The 15,367-nt window shown below is 66.8% G+C and carries 13 protein-coding genes and 3 pseudogenes; 10 read left to right on the top strand and 6 right to left on the bottom strand.

What is annotated here, in order from left to right; translation table 11 throughout:
* From AC1D14_RS04460 to AC1D14_RS04430, 7 genes and pseudogenes are all read left to right on the top strand, one after another.
* A pseudogene (locus tag AC1D14_RS04460) lies at positions 1-275 on the top strand (amino acid permease); the annotation flags it as partial.
* Between the two features lie 410 nt (positions 276-685).
* Positions 686-2,062 (top strand): FAD-binding oxidoreductase, encoded by a 1,377-nt coding sequence (locus AC1D14_RS04455; RefSeq protein WP_230119860.1) that lies wholly within the window; start codon positions 686-688, stop codon positions 2,060-2,062.
* Between the two features lie 137 nt (positions 2,063-2,199).
* The gene (locus AC1D14_RS04450; protein ID WP_476968092.1) at positions 2,200-3,567 is read left to right on the top strand and encodes an MBL fold metallo-hydrolase; all 1,368 of its coding nucleotides are present in this window, start codon (positions 2,200-2,202) and stop codon (positions 3,565-3,567) included.
* A gap of 37 nt (positions 3,568-3,604) precedes the next feature.
* Positions 3,605-4,093 (top strand): universal stress protein, encoded by a 489-nt coding sequence (locus AC1D14_RS04445; RefSeq protein WP_354962169.1) that lies wholly within the window; start codon positions 3,605-3,607, stop codon positions 4,091-4,093.
* A gap of 126 nt (positions 4,094-4,219) precedes the next feature.
* Positions 4,220-5,536, top strand: a complete 1,317-nt coding sequence (locus AC1D14_RS04440; RefSeq protein ID WP_230119862.1) for an ATP-binding protein — start codon at positions 4,220-4,222, stop codon at positions 5,534-5,536.
* A gap of 8 nt (positions 5,537-5,544) precedes the next feature.
* On the top strand, positions 5,545-6,183 hold the full coding sequence (locus AC1D14_RS04435) for a transmembrane-type terpene cyclase (protein ID WP_230119863.1): 639 nt from the start codon (positions 5,545-5,547) through the stop codon (positions 6,181-6,183).
* A gap of 95 nt (positions 6,184-6,278) precedes the next feature.
* Positions 6,279-6,404 (top strand): annotated as a pseudogene (locus AC1D14_RS04430) (low temperature requirement protein A); the annotation flags it as partial.
* A 343-nt stretch (positions 6,405-6,747) separates the two neighbouring features.
* On the opposite strand, the pseudogene AC1D14_RS04425 reads toward AC1D14_RS04430, so the two are convergent.
* A pseudogene (locus AC1D14_RS04425) lies at positions 6,748-7,335 on the bottom strand (HD domain-containing protein); the annotation flags it as partial.
* A 26-nt stretch (positions 7,336-7,361) separates the two neighbouring features.
* Positions 7,362-8,243, bottom strand: a complete 882-nt coding sequence (gene gluQRS, locus AC1D14_RS04420) for a tRNA glutamyl-Q(34) synthetase GluQRS (protein ID WP_230119865.1) — start codon at positions 8,241-8,243, stop codon at positions 7,362-7,364.
* Positions 8,244-8,620: 377 nt separating this feature from the next.
* Here gluQRS and AC1D14_RS04415 point away from each other — a divergent pair, with 377 nt between their 5' ends.
* Positions 8,621-9,079: an Lrp/AsnC family transcriptional regulator gene (locus AC1D14_RS04415; protein ID WP_476968091.1), complete on the top strand. Its 459-nt coding sequence runs from the start codon at positions 8,621-8,623 to the stop codon at positions 9,077-9,079.
* Positions 9,080-9,264: 185 nt separating this feature from the next.
* Positions 9,265-11,979 carry an FG-GAP-like repeat-containing protein gene (locus AC1D14_RS04410; RefSeq protein WP_476968090.1) on the top strand — a complete coding sequence of 905 codons (2,715 nt, stop codon included), beginning with the start codon at positions 9,265-9,267 and terminating at the stop codon, positions 11,977-11,979.
* A gap of 132 nt (positions 11,980-12,111) precedes the next feature.
* On the opposite strand, the gene AC1D14_RS04405 is transcribed toward AC1D14_RS04410, so the two are convergent.
* A complete protein-coding gene (locus AC1D14_RS04405) occupies positions 12,112-12,567 on the bottom strand; it encodes an Lrp/AsnC family transcriptional regulator (protein WP_230119868.1) in 456 nt (151 codons plus the stop codon).
* Between the two features lie 103 nt (positions 12,568-12,670).
* On the opposite strand from AC1D14_RS04405, the gene AC1D14_RS04400 reads away from it, so the two are divergent.
* Positions 12,671-13,318 (top strand): LysE family translocator, encoded by a 648-nt coding sequence (locus AC1D14_RS04400; protein ID WP_476968089.1) that lies wholly within the window; start codon positions 12,671-12,673, stop codon positions 13,316-13,318.
* A 25-nt stretch (positions 13,319-13,343) separates the two neighbouring features.
* On the opposite strand, the gene AC1D14_RS04395 is transcribed toward AC1D14_RS04400, so the two are convergent.
* The 3 genes from AC1D14_RS04395 to AC1D14_RS04385 all read right to left on the bottom strand — a co-directional run bounded on the left by AC1D14_RS04395 (position 13,344) and on the right by AC1D14_RS04385 (position 15,282).
* Positions 13,344-13,703 carry a nuclear transport factor 2 family protein gene (locus AC1D14_RS04395; RefSeq protein ID WP_230119870.1) on the bottom strand — a complete coding sequence of 120 codons (360 nt, stop codon included), beginning with the start codon at positions 13,701-13,703 and terminating at the stop codon, positions 13,344-13,346.
* Between the two features lie 86 nt (positions 13,704-13,789).
* Positions 13,790-14,752 carry a tetratricopeptide repeat protein gene (locus AC1D14_RS04390; protein WP_230119871.1) on the bottom strand — a complete coding sequence of 321 codons (963 nt, stop codon included), beginning with the start codon at positions 14,750-14,752 and terminating at the stop codon, positions 13,790-13,792.
* Positions 14,753-14,778: 26 nt separating this feature from the next.
* Positions 14,779-15,282 (bottom strand): DUF456 domain-containing protein, encoded by a 504-nt coding sequence (locus tag AC1D14_RS04385; protein WP_230119872.1) that lies wholly within the window; start codon positions 15,280-15,282, stop codon positions 14,779-14,781.
* Between the last annotated feature and the right edge of the window lie 85 nt (positions 15,283-15,367).

Here is a 15,367-nt window from a genome sequence, read left to right as displayed (position 1 = left end):
ACAAAGGCTGGCTCAAACGCCCCTCCTTCCGCATGTTCGGCGCCCCCTACACCGGCTACCTCTCCCTCCTCTTCCTCCTCGGCGTCCTCATCATGGTCTTCATCGACTCCCCCCTCACCCTCCTGGTCACCCTCGTCGCCTGCGCCCTCATGGTCGCCGGCTGGTACGCCTGCCGCAAACAAATCCACGAAATCGCCGAAGCCCGCGACGGCTTCACCGGCATGTCCCCCGTCATCGCCAACCGCCCAGCTCCGGGAGCCACTGACCGCATCTAGCTCCCCCACTTAGCGCAGTCTTCCTGAATCACGACGGCGGCGCCCAGGTTCTGTTCTGACGGAACCTGGGTGCCGCCGTCGGCGTTTGTTTTTGCTTATTGACCGCCGAATGGGGCGGGCGTAACTTACGACTAGCCGGGCAGCCTAATGATGTGCTGACACCGGCATCCCGCCCGCCGGCAGCCCGACGGGCAACCGTTTACAATCACGCCGGGGCAGGCGAGCGCCAGGGCAGGCGCGGCGCTCCGGTGCATCCGGTCTCCGCCGCTGCAGACATGCACCATCTGCGGATCTCTCCGCGGACCCATCCGCGTACTGCGCCGGCTGCACACTAGTCGTCAGGCACGGCCGCCGAGTGCCGCGCCCAGACCTGATCATGCAAGCATGATCAGGGCGCATTGGAGTTCACCATGGACAACAGCTCGTTCCAGGCCCTGCAGGACAAAGTGCGGGGCCAAGTCATCACTTCTGACCACGCAGATTATGACGCCGCCCGGGCCGTGTACAACGGCATGATCGACAAACGTCCGGCAGCCATACTGCGTGTTTCGCAGGTGGCGGATGTCATGGCGGCAGTGAATTTTGCCCGAGACGAGGGCCTCGACCTCGCACTCCGCGGCGGTGGTCACAGCGCTCCCGGCTTCGGCACCTGCGACGGCGGCCTGGTGGTCGATTTCGCGGACTGCCGTGGCGTGCGCGTGGATCCGGCCGGCGCCACGGCCCGGGCCGAAGCCGGTACCACGTGGGCCGACTTCAACCACGCCACCGGCGCGTTCGGGCTCGCCACCACCGGTGGCATCATCGGTTCGACGGGCGTCGCCGGGCTGACCCTTGGCGGCGGCGTCGGTTACCTCGCAAGAAAGTACGGGCTGTCCTGCGACAACCTGAAGTCCGCTGACGTGGTCACGGCGGACGGGAAGTTCCTGGTCGCGAGCGCCACCGAGAACGACGACCTTTTCTGGGCCCTGCGCGGAGGCACCGGCAACTTCGGCGCAGTGACCTCCCTGGAGTTCAACCTGCATCCTGTTGATGTGGTCTACGGCGGCGTGGTCATTTACCTGCTGGAGCACGCCGAAGCCGTCGCCCAGCTGTACCGGGACTACATCGCCACTGCCCCCGAGGAAATGGGCCTGTTCCTCGGGTTCCACCAGGGCCCGCCGGTCCCGTTCCTGCCCGAGGAGTACCACGGGAAGCCAGTGGTGGTGCTGGTGGGCGGCTGGACTGGCCCTCACAGCGAGGGCGAGCGGCAGTGGCAGCAGTTCCTGGATGTGGCACCCGTGGCCGGCTCCTTCGTGGGGCCCATCCCCTATCCGGTGCTGAACACGCTCTTCGACCCCATGCTGCCGAAAGGCCTCCAGGCCTACTGGAAGGCCGAGTTCCTGGCCCGGCTGAGTGATGACGCCATCAGGGTCGCGCAGAAATTTGGCGAAGGCATCCCAAGCCTTCAGACCGCAAACCACTACTACCCCATTAACGGCGCCGTCCACCGCGTCGGGCAGGACGAGACCGCGTTTCCATACAGGGACGTCAACTTCGCCGTGGCCATCGCCGGGATGTGGGAGGATCCCGCCGACAACGTGGCGAACACCAAGTGGGTGCGCGACTACTATGCCGAGCTCCACCCCCTCGGTTCCGGCGCGGGCTACGTGAACTTCCTTGACGCCGACGACCAGCCACATATCGAAGAAAATTACGCGGGCAACTATGCCCGGCTCGCCCAAGTCAAGGCCAAGTACGATCCTGGCAACCTGTTCCACGTCAACCAGAACATCAAGCCGGCCGCCTGATTCCTGCCGCTGGCTCACGTGTCCGCCGAACCTGCGGGGTTTAAAAGCCTTCTGCGGCCGATCGGCCTACGATTGAGGCATCCGGGGCACGGCGGGCGACCGGCCGGCGCCGCCCGGGAATGTCGAAGGACCGGCTCATGGACGTTGTCGTCATCGAGACCCCGCAGCTCGGGGACCGCAGCTACCTGATCCATGACGGCAGCGTGGCCCTGGTGATCGACGCCCAGCGCGACACCGACCGCATCGAGGACGCCGCTCGAAGGGCCGGCGTGCGCATCACCCACGTGGCCGAAACCCACGTGCACAACGACTACCTCACCGGCGGCCTGATTCTTGCCCGCGTCCACGGCGCAAAATACCTGATCAATGCAGAGGATTCGGTGGCGTTCGAACGGGATCCGATTGCTGATGGCCAGACCGTGCAGATCGGCGGGCTCTCACTCCGTGCCGTGGCCACCCCCGGGCACACTCACACCCACCTGTCCTACATCGTCACGACCCCTGAGGGGGAACAGGCTGTGTTCTCGGGGGGAAGCCTGCTCTACGGTTCGGTGGGACGGACCGATCTGCTGGGCCCCGCAGACACCGTCGGGCTGACGCGCGACCAGTATGCCTCGGTCCGCCGACTGGCTGATGAAGCGGGTCCCCGGGCCGGGCTGTTCCCGACGCACGGCTTCGGATCGTTCTGCTCGGCAGGACCCTCCACCGGCGCGGGCTCCTCGACCATCGGCGAACAGCTCGCCACCAACCATGCGCTGACCGACCCTGATCCGGAGCACTTTCTCGCTGAACTCATGGCCAGCCTCTCGGCCTTCCCGTCCTACTACGCGCACATGGCACCAATCAACCTGACGGGCCCCGGGCCTGCGGACCTGAGCCTGCCGGAACCTATGGATGCCGGTGAGCTGGCCGCACGGCTGTCGAACGGCGAATGGGTAGTGGACCTCCGCCGCCGCATGGCCTTCGCCAGCAGCCACCTGCGGGGTAGCGTCAGCTTCGAATACGGGTCCGGGTCGAGCTTCAGTTCGTATCTTGGCTGGGTCCTGCCCTGGGGTGAGAAGCTGACGCTCGTCGGCAGCCGGGACGATCTGAAAAACGCCGTCCGCGACCTCTCGCGGATCGGCATCGACGGCCCGGACGCCGCCGTCGGCACCGAGCCGGACGCGCTTGCTCCCGGCGCCCCCGTGGCCTCCTACCCGCGGGCCGGCTGGGCCGCCGTCGTGCATGAAAAGCCCGCCAATGAACCGGTGCTGGACGTGCGGCGCACGGACGAGTTCGCCGCGTCGCACCTCGCTGGGGCGGTGAACGTGCCGCTGCATGAGCTGCTGGCACGGCTCGGCGAGCTTCCGGCCGGGAAAATCTGGGTGCACTGCGCCACGGGATACCGCGCCGGCGTAGCGGCCAGCCTGCTGCAGAGGGCCGGGCGGGACGTGGTGCAGATCGACGCCCGGTTCCGCGATGCCGGGCCGGCGGGTGTAGCGCTGCACAAGCCCTCGCCGCACTGACGCGCACAGTCAAGGATCCACTTTTCAAAGGAGAACAATGATGGATACAGAAGGCCAAGTAGTCGTCGGCGTCGACGGCTCGGACTCCTCGATAGAGGCGCTGCGCCTCGCAGCCCGGCTTGCCCCTGCACTGGACGCCCGGGTGCACGCAGTAGCGTGCTGGGATTTCCCGCAAATGTACGCCGGCTATGTGCCGCCGGACTTCGCCGCGTTCGAGGCGGCTGCCGCCAAGACCCTGCAGGAAGCTCTCGACAAGGCCTTCGGGGCGAACGCCCCTGACGGCCTGAGCCAGGACCTGATTCGCGGCCCGGCGGCGGAAAAACTGGTGGAGGCAGGCACAGGCGCGCGCATGATGGTGGTTGGACGGCGCGGCCATGGCGGTTTCATGGGCATGCACCTGGGATCAGTCAGTTCAGCCTGTGTTTCGCACGCTGATTGCCCGGTCCTGGTGGTGCATTCCGAGCGCGGCCACCGCACCCACCATCTCTGGAAGGGTTCCAAGGGAAAGGGCGAGACAAAGGCCTAGTCCTACGGCCTGCTCAGCCGCGTCGCCGTAACGCAACGCCGCCGCAACCTCCTGCGGGGCCGGTTCGCATATGCTCAGCAGACAAGCTCAACCTGGCTCAGCGACGAACCACACGGGAGACACCTCATGACCAACTGGCGGATCAGGGATTTCCATTCAGCGGACCTGGACGGCATCCTGCATCTCTGGGAATCGCTCAAGGCCACCAACGTCGAACCCGTCTACGCGCTCTCCGAGGTGCTTGCGTCCTGCGAAAAAGACCACGCCGTCGTGGCAGTGCAGGGCGACCAGGTGGTGGGCGCCGCCGTCGGACGCGCCGCGCACGACCAGGGCTGGATCGTCTTCCTGGCCACGCTGCCCGAGTACCGCGGCCGCGGGATCGGCACCTCGCTGCTGGCCGCCGTCGAAAACCGCATGGCGCCGCACGGGCTGAACAAGCTGTCCGCCCTCATGCCCGAATCCGAAACGCGGGTGGAGGCGTTCCTGAGCCGGGGGTTCGTGCTTAAGAAGAACCTGCGCTACTTCGAACGGACCATTCCCGTCCAGCGCCAGGAGCTCGAGCCGCTCAGCCTGCTCGGCGGACGCGTCCTGGCCCGGGACCTGTGGGAGAACGTGGCCGGCATGCGGCGCGAGAAGGAACTGCTGGAGCGGCGTCTGGTCCTCCCCCTGGCCGAGGCCGACCTCGCCGATGAATACGGCGTGGTCCCGCCGCGCGCCGTCGTGCTTTTCGGCCCGCCGGGCACCGGCAAAACGACCTTTGCGAAGGCGATCGCCTCCCGGTTGGAGTGGCCGTTCGTGGAAGTGTTCCCGTCCCGGCTGGCGTCCGATCCCAAAGGCCTCGCCGGCGCGCTGCGCGAGACGTTCCTGGAGATCGCCGAGCTGGAGCACGCCGTGGTGTTCATCGACGAGGTGGAGGAGATCGCCTCCCAGCGTTCGGGTGAGCCGCCGTCGCCGCTGCAGGGTGTCACCAACGAGCTTCTCAAGATCATCCCGGCCTTCCGCGAACAGCCCGGCCGCCTGCTGGTCTGCGCCACCAACTTCATCCGCGCCCTGGACACCGCGTTCCTGCGCCACGGCCGGTTCGACTACGTGATCCCGATCGGCCTGCCGGACCGCCAGGCCCGCGAAGCCATGTGGCAGCGCTTCATTCCCGCCGCTGTGGTGGACGACGTGGACGTGGAACTCCTCGTGGACCGCACCGAAGGCTTCTCCCCCGCGGACATCGAGTACGCGGCCCGCAGCGCCTCCCAGCGTGCCCTGGAAAAAGCAGTGTACGACGACGGCGGGCTGGCGTCCGGGGGCACCGTTTCCGTCCGCGAGGCCGTCCGGAAGGGGCCGGCTACGGAGGACTACCTGGACGCGATTGGCGAGACGCGCACCACGGTGAGCCAGGAGGTCCACGAGCTGTTCCTTGAGGACATAGACGCCCTGGGCCGGGTGTAGGGGGCGAAGTGATCCTGTTCCTGACGATCCTGAGCGGGCTGGCCTGGACCGTGGTCTACGTTGACGCCATCCGGATCGGGTTCAGGGACCGGAGCTATGCCATTCCGGCAGCGGCGCTGGGGCTGAACTTCGCCTGGGAAGTCATCCATGCGTCGCATTCCGTGGCCACAGGAATCACCGCGCAAGGCGTCTTCAACATCGTCTGGGGCCTGGCCGACGTCCTGATCCTGTACACCTTCTTCAAGTTTGGCAGGTCCGAACTGCCGCCCTGGGTTTCGCAAAAGCTCTTTGTCGGATGGACCGTACTGCTCGGCATCGCGTCATTCGCCGTGCAGTGGCTCTTCGTTGTCGAATTCGGCTGGGAGGACGCCGCCCGCTACGCCGCCTTCCTCCAGAACCTCCTGATGTCCGGGCTGTTCATCGCCATGTTCGTTTCCCGGGGCGGGCCAAGGGCCCAGTCCCTGCTGATCGCCGTGGCCAAGTGGATCGGGACGCTGGCGCCCACCATCGTCTTCGGCTGGTTTGGGAATTCACCCCTGGTCCTCGGTGTCGGGGCCCTCTGCAGCGTCTTCGACCTCGTCTACATCGGCCTGCTCTGGCGCGCCGGAGTCCGGTTCGGGCCCGCTGCCGCCCTTCAGCCCTCCTGATTGTCCGGCGCGGCCGGGCTTGTCTGGAGCGGCTGGCGTCCCTGGCGTGCTCTTTGAGCCATGTCCCTAACCGCCTGCGGCATGCGGTGGCCCGGATGGGCGGCCGCGACCCCCACGAGCTGCACAGGACCGGGACGCCCCTGGAGCTGTTCTTCGACCTGACGTTTGTCATTGCCTTCGGCGTGGCCGGCAGCCAGTTCGCCCACGAGATCAGCTCCGCCATCGCCGTCGCAGCGGGCGTCGTGGTGGTGTTCGCCGGCACCGTGGCCCTTGCCGCCGCCGGGGTTTCCGTGCCCGTTGCCTGCTCGTGATTGTCCTGGCGCTGGGCGCCTCGATTGTGATTGATGAGCGCCGCGGCACCGAACGGCTCCAGGAGGCAATGGACACGCTGGAGCAGCAGGCCAAGGCACCGCACCCGTCCTCCTGAGCCTTGCTTCAGTCCCTGCGGGTCTCCACGGGCTCGACCGGCAGCGTCCCGGACGGCTCAGCCAGCGGTGCGAGCGGTTCCACTGGCTCGATTGGCTCCACTGGTTCCACTGCCTCGATTGGCTCCACTGCCGGGACAGTCTCGTAGGACAGCGTCTCGTAGTCGGTGTCGTCCGCCTCGTCCAGCATGTCGTCAAGCTCCGGCAGCAGGAACGGGTTGATGCGTTCGAGGATCTTGCGGATCTCCGGCTCGGCAACGGCCGCGTACAGCACCGGCCGGGCATCGGCGTACCGGGTGACGGGCGGTTTGTCCGGCCATTTTTCCGCCAGTGCCTGCACGCGTTCCGGCAGGGAGTTGTGCGCATTGTCCGCGATTTTCACCAGCGTGGCGTCATGGTCCTCGGCGATGAAGCGGATGCCGGCTTGGTAGTCGTCCGGGTTGTCGTGCAGCCGCTTGGTCACGCGCTCAATGATGCCCACGGCCCGGTCAGAGACGCCCATGTCCAGCAGCGCTTGCCGGGTCATGGGAGTGTCCTCGGCGATGTCGTGCAGGTACCCGGCGATCCGGATGTCGTCGTCGAAATCGGCGAGCGCATCGCCCACGGCAAGCACGTGCTCCCGGTACGGACGCTTGAGCTTGTCCTTCTGGCGGTTGTGCGCCACTTCGGCTAGGACCTTGGCGGTCTCTACGGTGAATCGTGCTTCGAGTGGTCCTTGTTCTGGCATAACCCCAGCGTACCCACTGAAGCCAACTACATGCCCGGCCAGATCCACGGCTGACGCGGCAGGGCGGCCGGGTCGAACTCCGACAGCGCGGAGTCAAGGGAGGCGCCCGGCAGACCCAGGGAATCCAGGATCGTCCGGCGGACAGCATCCGCGGGAACGCCAGCCGATGCAAGGTCGGCCAGAGTGACGGCGCCGTCGCGCTTCGCCAGCCGTGCGCCGTCGGCATTCACCACCAGCGGCACATGGGCATATTCCGGCACGGGCATATTCAGGAGGAACGCAAGATATGCCTGCCGGGGCGTCGATGGCAGGAGGTCGTCACCGCGGACCACCTGATCTATGCCCTGCTCGGCATCATCCACGACCACCGCCAGATTGTAGGCGGTCACGCCGTCGTTGCGGCGCAGCACGAAGTCGTCCACAACACCGGTAAAGACGCCGTGCAGGGTGTCCTCCACCGCCCATTCGGTCACGGCCGAACGCAGGCGGACGGCGGCGGGGCGCTCCGACCGCCTGGACTCGAGTTCCGCCGTCGGGAGGTTCCGGCAGGTTCCCGGATAGGCACCCTGGGGGGCATGCGGTGCGGAGGGTGCCTCCTGGATCTCCCGGCGCGTGCAGAAACACTCATAGGTGAGCCCGGCCGCCGCGAGCCGGCTGATGGCTTCCGTGTACAGCGGCCCGCGGTCGGTTTGACGCACGACGGCGCCGTCCCAGCTCACGCCGATGGCCTCCAGATCGCTGAGCTGCTTCGCCTCCGCCCCGGCGCGGGCCCGGTCCAGGTCCTCGACGCGGAGCAGGAACCGCCGTCCGGTGGACCGGGCGAACAGCCAGGCCAACATGGCCGTCCGAAGGTTGCCCACATGCAGTTCGCCGGACGGACTGGGGGCGAAACGGCCGGCGCTACTCATGTCCTCCAGCCTATGCCGGAACACCACAAGAGCCCCTCAGCTACCGCGCACTCCCGGTGAAAGGGGGGGGGCTCGGTGGCTCAGGGGCTCTTGCCGTGCCGGCTCCGGGCGTCGGAACTCAGTTCCACGAAACCTTGGCACTGCTTGCGGAAAGACGATGCGTGAACAAGTGTCAATCAGCGGCGGCCTCTTTGCGGGAAGCGTCCTCCAGGGGACCGGGTGGTGTGCCGGGGGACCTGTAGCCTGCGGGTTCCGGCGGTAGCCGTCGCCTTGTTGCCACAATTTGAGCAGAAGCCATACAGTAGGCGCAACAGCCTCTCCGCGTAGTGGTCAATCTGACCAAGTTGGGAACAATCCACAGACAGGGAGTGATCAGATTGCAGCAGCTTGACGCCACGGACCGACGGATCCTCGCCGCTCTCGACGACGATCCCAGACTGCCCATCATGGTGCTGGCCCAGCGCCTTGGGCTGGCCCGCGGAACCGTGCAGTCGCGCCTGGAGCGGATGACGGCGTCGGGGGCCCTCCGGCCCAACAGCAGCCGGGTGCTCCCCGCGGCGCTTGGCCGGGGAGTTGCGGCGGCGGTCAGTGCCGAACTCGACCAGAGCCACCTCAATGAAGCCATTGCTGCCCTGCGGAAAATTCCGGAGGTGTTGGAGTGCCATGCGCCGGCCGGCGACACGGACCTGCTGATCCGGGTGGTGGCCACGAGCCCGGACGATCTGTACCGGGTTTCCGAAGAGATCCGGCTCTGCCCCGGGATAGTCCGGACCTCCACCAGCATGTTCCTGCGCGAGGTCATTCCTTACCGGACCACCGGGTTGCTGAGCGGCTGACGGCGCGCCCCCACGCGCCACGCCGATCCTGCGCAAACCATTGGACAAAACTGCGGATAATCTGCCGGTCGTGCTGCGGCGCCGACTGTAGCCTGATTCAGCATTCGCTGTAGCGGTCACAACCGGCAGCCGTTGCACCTCCATCCCAAGGTCTCCGCCAGGGTTCGGTCTCAATAAGGAACTCCATGCGCTCATTTACCCGCTCAATCGCCTCAGTGACGGGCCTCCTGGTCCTGGCTGGGCTCGTGTCGCTTCCGGCCGGCCCCTCGCTCGCCGCAACTGACCCCGCCACCGACGGACCTGCCGCACAGGAAGTGGCCGGAACCCCGCACGGGGACCACATGTACGAGTCGGCACCGGGAGTACCGATGGCCGGCATGCCCACCGGGACTGCCCTCCAGACGGAAGCCGGAGGAACGGCGGCCGCTCCCATGACGGTCAAACTTGTGACGGCCAAGCTGGCCGACAACAAGAACGCCGTATCCATGGCCGCGGCGGACCAGGCGATTGTGGCCACCAGTAACTACTGGAAGGCGATGTCCGGCGGCCGCATCTCCATGACCGTGACGAGCAGGCTGGCGGGGCACCAGTCCGCCGCCACTTCGTCCCAGTCCTACTACGACATCATCAACAAGATCACCGCCGAGCTGAAGTGGACGTACGGCGCCAACACCGCGCTGGTGGTCTTCATCCCGACCGGCACGCTCTCCTACGGCGCACTGGGCGCCGGCTACAGCAGCAACGGCAACAGCGGCCGCGTCCTGATGCCGCAGATCAGCAACTTCACCAACAGCGTGCTCACCCACGAATTCGGCCACGTGCTCGGCTCCATGCATGCGGACGCGCTGCAGTGCGGCAGCGGCATCAACGACGTCAGCACCACCAGCACCGGCCAGTTTGCCGATTCCTCCTGCTACATCCGGGAGTACGGCGACACCACCGACCTCATGGGCGCCTCCCGGTACAGCATGCCGGTGATCAGCTCACCCTTCTGGGATGCCAGGGGACTGGGCCGCGGCGACGAGGTCCGCGACCTTGGCGTGGCATCCGGGGTCAAGAGCTACACCCTGCGGCCCTGGGGCGGGACGCTCGCGAACCGGGCTGTGAAGTTCACCGATCCGGTAAGCCGCGAGGTGTACTACCTTGAGCTTCGGCAGCCCGTGGGCTACGACAGTTACCTGGCTTCCGATTACGCCGGGAATCGGGGCGTGAAAATCGTCCAGCGCGGCGGAGCAACTCCGTCGTCATCGCTGACGCTCATGCCTTCGACTATTCCGTTCAGCGGCTACTACAGCCCGAACCACGCCTGGCAGGCCGGCCGCACCTTCAGAACCCACGCCGGAACGCTGGTGACCGTCAACGCGGTGACGGCCGACTCGGCCACTGTGACCATCAACGCTGACCTAGCACTGAGGACGAAGATCCAGTTTTCCCCCGGCGACTTCAACGGCGACGGCCGGGCGGACGTGGTCTCACGGGAAGCCGACGGCTCACTGTTCCTCCTCGCGGGACAGGCCGGGAACAAAGTGGGAACTCCGGTTAAGATCGGCGTCGGCTGGAACATCTTCAACATGGTCTTGGGCAACGGCGACTTCAACGGCGACGGCAAGACGGACCTCATTGCACGCTCGTCCGACGGCGTGCTGTGGCTGTACCCCGGCACCGGAACGGGCGGCTTCCAGGCCCGAAAGCAGATCGCGAGTGGCTGGGGCAGCCTCAAGCGCATCGTTGCGGCCGGCGACTTCGACGGCGACAAGCGCCCCGACCTGCTGGCCATGCGGACCGACGGATCGTTGTGGCTGTACCCGGGCAATGGAACCGGCGGCTTCCTGCCGGCCAAGCAGGTCGGGGCAGGATGGCAGGGCTTCACGGCCCTCGCAGCGGCCGGCGGACTCCAAGGCACAGCGGGCGTGCTGGCACGCAGCGCTGACGGCACTGTATACCTCTACCCGGGCAACGGAACCGGCGGCTTCCTGCCGCGCAAGACCCTGGCCACCGGATGGGGCAGCGCTTCGGACCTGATCGGCGGCCAGGACTTCACCTCCGATGGGCGCACCGACGTCCTCACCGCGAGCAGCGCCGGCGCCCTGGCGGCGTACCCCGGAAACGGAGCCGGCGCCCTCGCACCCAAGCTGGCCATCGGAACAGCCTGGAACCGGTACACCCAGGTCTGGGAGGCAGGTGACTTCGACGGCGACGGCAAGCCCGATGTCCTGACCCGCACCTCGGACGGCGCGTTGATGCTGCAGCCCGGCAACGGCTCCGGCGGCTTCCGGCCTGCCCGGCAGGTGGGCGTCGGCTGGCAGAGTTTCACCCAGGTGGTGTCCGCAGGAAACTTCAACGGCGCCGGCGGTCCGGATCTGGTGACGCGGAGGTCGGACGGCTCGCTGTGGCTCTATCCGAGCGACGGAAGGGGATATTTCCAGGCCGCGAAGAAGATCGGAACCGGTTGGAACGTGTTCACCCGGATTCTGGCACCCGGCGACTTCTCCGGTGACGGCCGGAGCGACATCATCGGCCAGTCGGCCGACGGAAAGCTCTGGCTCTACCCCGGCAACGGCACGGGCGGATTCCTGACCAAGAAGCAGATCGGCGTGGGGTGGGGCGGCTTCAACCAGGTGATTGCAGCGAATGACTTCACCGGTGACGGAAAGTCCGACCTGATGGCCCGCACCGCGGACGGCACCCTCTGGCTCTACCCCGGCAGCGGCGCCTCAAGTTTCCTGACCCGGAAGCAGATCGGCACGGGCTGGAACGCGTACGAGTCGCTGGCCAGCGTGGGACGTTTCGCCGGAACGGGCAAGCCGAACGTCATCACCACTTCGGCCGACGGCACCCTCTGGCTTCACACAGGCACTGGAACCGGGGGGTTCCAGAATGTCGTCCTGAACCCGCGCTGACAGATCCTCCTGAGACAGGACTGACAGTAGAGCTGAGGGTTCAACGATGACAGCCGGGCCGGCCGCGGAGGATTCCTTCCGCGGCCGGCCGCTTTTAACCCGGAAGGGCGGCCCGTCGTCAGGCCCGGCCATCTATACGGGCGGGCCGGCGTTGGACTTCAGGTTCTTCATCACCAGCGTCGAGGTCAGCCGTTCCACTCCGGGAAGGACAGTCAGCTCGCTATCGTAGAAGCGCTGGTACGACGGAAGGTCCGCGGCGATCACCTTGAGCAGGTAGTCCGGGGACCCAAACAGCCGCTGTGCCTCCACGATGTTCGGGTTCTCAGCAACGCGGTTCTCGAAGATCTCCATCGTTGACTGGTCCACGGTGCGGAGCGTCACGAACACAATCGCCTCAAAACCGAGGCCGACGGCGGCCGGGTCAATGTCCGCCTTGTAGCCGCGGATCACCCCTGATGCCTCCAGATCGCGGAGCCGTCGGTGGCATGGCGCCACCGTCAGTCCCACCTTCGCCGCGAGGGCCGTGGCCGTCATGCGCCCGTCCTCTTTCAGGTGGCGCAAGATATTTCTGTCGATGTGGTCAATCACGCAAGAATCTTACGCCGGGAGCCGGGTTTTGCGCGAAATCAGGGAGCACTTATGGCGGGGATTTGCCTAGGCTTTTCCTGTAACCGCCACTCAGGAGCGCCCCATGAATCTTCAGCTATTTCTGGCCTTCGTGGCCGTCGCCACCGCCCTCGCCTGCACTCCGGGCGTGGACTGGGCCTACTCCATCACGGCGGGGCTGGGGCGCCGGAGCTTTGTGCCCGCCGTAGCCGGCCTGTGCAGCGGTTATCTACTCCACACAGTGCTCATGGTCGCCGGGCTGGCGGCTGTTCTGGCGGGTATGCCGGGAGTGCTCGGCTGGCTCACCATAGCGGGAGCGGTTTACTTGCTGTGGCTCGGAACTGCGACCATCAGGTCCTGGCGCGGTGCAAGCTTCACCGCAGGGGCCGCCGTCGGCAATCCCGGGCAGAACCAGCTCCGGACGTTCCTCCAGGGGATGGGGACCAGCGGCATCAATCCCAAGGGACTGCTGTTCTACCTGGCCCTCGTGCCGCAGTTTGTCAGCGCTGAGGCGCCTCTTCCCGTACCTGTTCAGTCGGGCCTCCTCGGCCTGACGTTCGTGCTGTTGGCCGCGATCGTCTACACCTGCGTTGCACTCCTGTCCCGGAAGCTGCTTCAGTCCCGGCCTGGTGCCGCCCGCACCGTGACCCTCGCCAGCGGCATCATCATGGTGGGCCTTGGCGCAGCACTGCTCTCCGAACAGCTGCTTCCCCTCCTTGCCAGGCTCGCCTAGTTTCCGGCCGGGCAACCACGGGACCTCAGGTCTTACGCTCCATGAACCACTCGGTGAAGGCCGTCGCCCGACCGTCGGGGCCAAGCCGTATCACCCAGAGGTTCTCATAGCTGGTCCTGTCATCGAGATAGGTGGTGCGTCCTTGCACGAAGGCGAGGTCGCCGTCGGCTCCGAGCACGGACCACTCGAACCTCCAATCCTCGGGCTCGTCCGCAGAGGCAAGCCACCGCTCCACGATCTGCTCACTGCCCCGCCATGCGTCCGGGTCATAGGGTCTGGTCGCGTAAACGGCGTCCTCAGTGAACAGCGCCCGGATGTCGTCGGGAGCATTGCTGGTCCAAGCCGTGATGTACTTTTCCATCCACAGCGTGATTGCGTCGGTCATTTGTCCGTTGTACCGCCGCCGGCCCACGCCCACAAGAGCCAGCCCGCAACCGGCAACGCCGAGGGCCAGCCCGGCGGGCCATCGCATCAGTCCCCGCCGAACTGCTTCCATTCCTGTTCCCACAGCCTGCGCTCCTCGACGTCCTTGCGGATGACCTCGAAGGTTTCGAGCTCGGCACGCCGGCGCCGCCAGTCGCGCGGATTCAGGGACTTGCGGCCGTTGTCCAGCACCAGCAATGCGCGGTCGGTCAGCGCGTCGTTGCGCAGCGCCATGCTGGTCTTGCGCCGCCGCAGGACCTCCTTCAGTGCCTGCTGCGCATGCTCGTGGGCGCCAAGCCGGCGCAGCGAGCGCGCGCGGACCAGCAGCAGGGCGGCGGACAGGTCGTCGGCGTTGAGCAGCCCCTCGGTCCAGACCACCACCTCGTGGTCCCGCCCGAGCGTGTGGGCCAGCGCGCACCTCGCCAGGGCGGTAGGCAGCGACGGCGGCAGCATGCCCAGCGCTTCCAGCGCGGCTTCCGTCTGCCCCGTCTCCCGCAGGGAATGGGACAACGCGAGGAACACCGATTCCTCGCTGAACAGCACGGGGACCTCGATGCGCTCGGCGACTTCCACCCGGGTGACCACGCGCGTCAGGTAGCTGGCCGCGAACTGGTTCGCGTCGTCGTCGTTCTTGGTGGTGAGGCCGCGCTGCAGCAGCTCCACAGCACGGAGGTAGCCGCCCTGCTTGTGGGCGAGCAGGCCAGCCATCACGTAGCAAAGTCCCGACCAGCCAGGGTACTCACGGCCAACCGCAATCAACCGGTTGGGGTCGGTGCTGGCGAAGATGGCGTCGTAGACGGACTTGGCCGCCTTGCCGGCGAGGCGCTTGAGCCTGGGCACGGTGCCGTCGACACTGATCAGGGCCCCGCCCCGGCCGCCCAACACCCCGTGGATCAGGCCGCCGACGCCCTCGGCTATTTCCCGTGCGGGCGTCCGGACCTGGCCGGCGCCGAAGGGGGTGAGGTCGCGGGTGTCGCGGTAGATCGGTCCTGGAATCTGCCCGGCGGTCATTCCTCCATGCTAGTGGCCACGCGAATCTAGCCCGAAGCCACGCCCACCCACACGCCGATCACCCAGGTGCTCGCGGCCAGGCAGGCCAGGCCAAACTCCACGAGGATGCCCAGGCCTGTGGCTTTGAGGGCGGCCCAGCTGGTGGTCAGGGCGGTGCGGAAGTTGCGGGTGCGCTGCATCTCGCTGAGCAACAGTCCGGCGGCGAACCCCACGAACAGGCCCACGACGGGGATGATGAACATGCCCGCGATACCCAGCACGATCCCGGCCGCCACGCTCCGGTTGGGGATTCTGTGTTCCTTGAGCTTGCGTCCCGCCAGCACCGCACTGGCCGCCATGCCCGCCAGCACGAACACCATGCCGATGCTGAAAACCACCCAGCCGGTGGCGCCCTCGCCGCCCCAGATGGCCCAGGCGAGAAGGCTCAGCCCGATCACGAGGCTGCCCGGCAGCACGGGGATGACGGTGCCGGCCACGCCCACCAGGATGGCCAAGCCACACAGGACGGTCACTACGGTCTGGGCGTTCATTCCCCCAGTCTAGGGTTCCGGCTCGTCAGGGCGCTCCCTGACGAACGACGACGGCGGTGCCTCCCCAGCACGGGAGGCACCGCCG

The organism is Arthrobacter sp. P1_B11, assembly GCF_056406715.1.
This window is presented reverse-complemented; position numbering and strand designations above follow the sequence as displayed.

Coding starts and splice junctions, on each gene's coding strand:
- AC1D14_RS04455 (WP_230119860.1), top strand. CDS start 686: ATGGACAACAGCTCGTTCCAGGCCCTGCAGGACAAAGTGCGGGGCCAA.
- AC1D14_RS04450 (WP_476968092.1), top strand. CDS start 2,200: ATGGACGTTGTCGTCATCGAGACCCCGCAGCTCGGGGACCGCAGCTAC.
- AC1D14_RS04445 (WP_354962169.1), top strand. CDS start 3,605: ATGATGGATACAGAAGGCCAAGTAGTCGTCGGCGTCGACGGCTCGGAC.
- AC1D14_RS04440 (WP_230119862.1), top strand. CDS start 4,220: ATGACCAACTGGCGGATCAGGGATTTCCATTCAGCGGACCTGGACGGC.
- gluQRS (WP_230119865.1), bottom strand. CDS start 8,243: ATGAGTAGCGCCGGCCGTTTCGCCCCCAGTCCGTCCGGCGAACTGCAT.
- AC1D14_RS04410 (WP_476968090.1), top strand. CDS start 9,265: ATGCGCTCATTTACCCGCTCAATCGCCTCAGTGACGGGCCTCCTGGTC.
- AC1D14_RS04400 (WP_476968089.1), top strand. CDS start 12,671: ATGAATCTTCAGCTATTTCTGGCCTTCGTGGCCGTCGCCACCGCCCTC.
- AC1D14_RS04395 (WP_230119870.1), bottom strand. CDS start 13,703: ATGACCGACGCAATCACGCTGTGGATGGAAAAGTACATCACGGCTTGG.
- AC1D14_RS04390 (WP_230119871.1), bottom strand. CDS start 14,752: ATGACCGCCGGGCAGATTCCAGGACCGATCTACCGCGACACCCGCGAC.
- AC1D14_RS04385 (WP_230119872.1), bottom strand. CDS start 15,282: ATGAACGCCCAGACCGTAGTGACCGTCCTGTGTGGCTTGGCCATCCTG.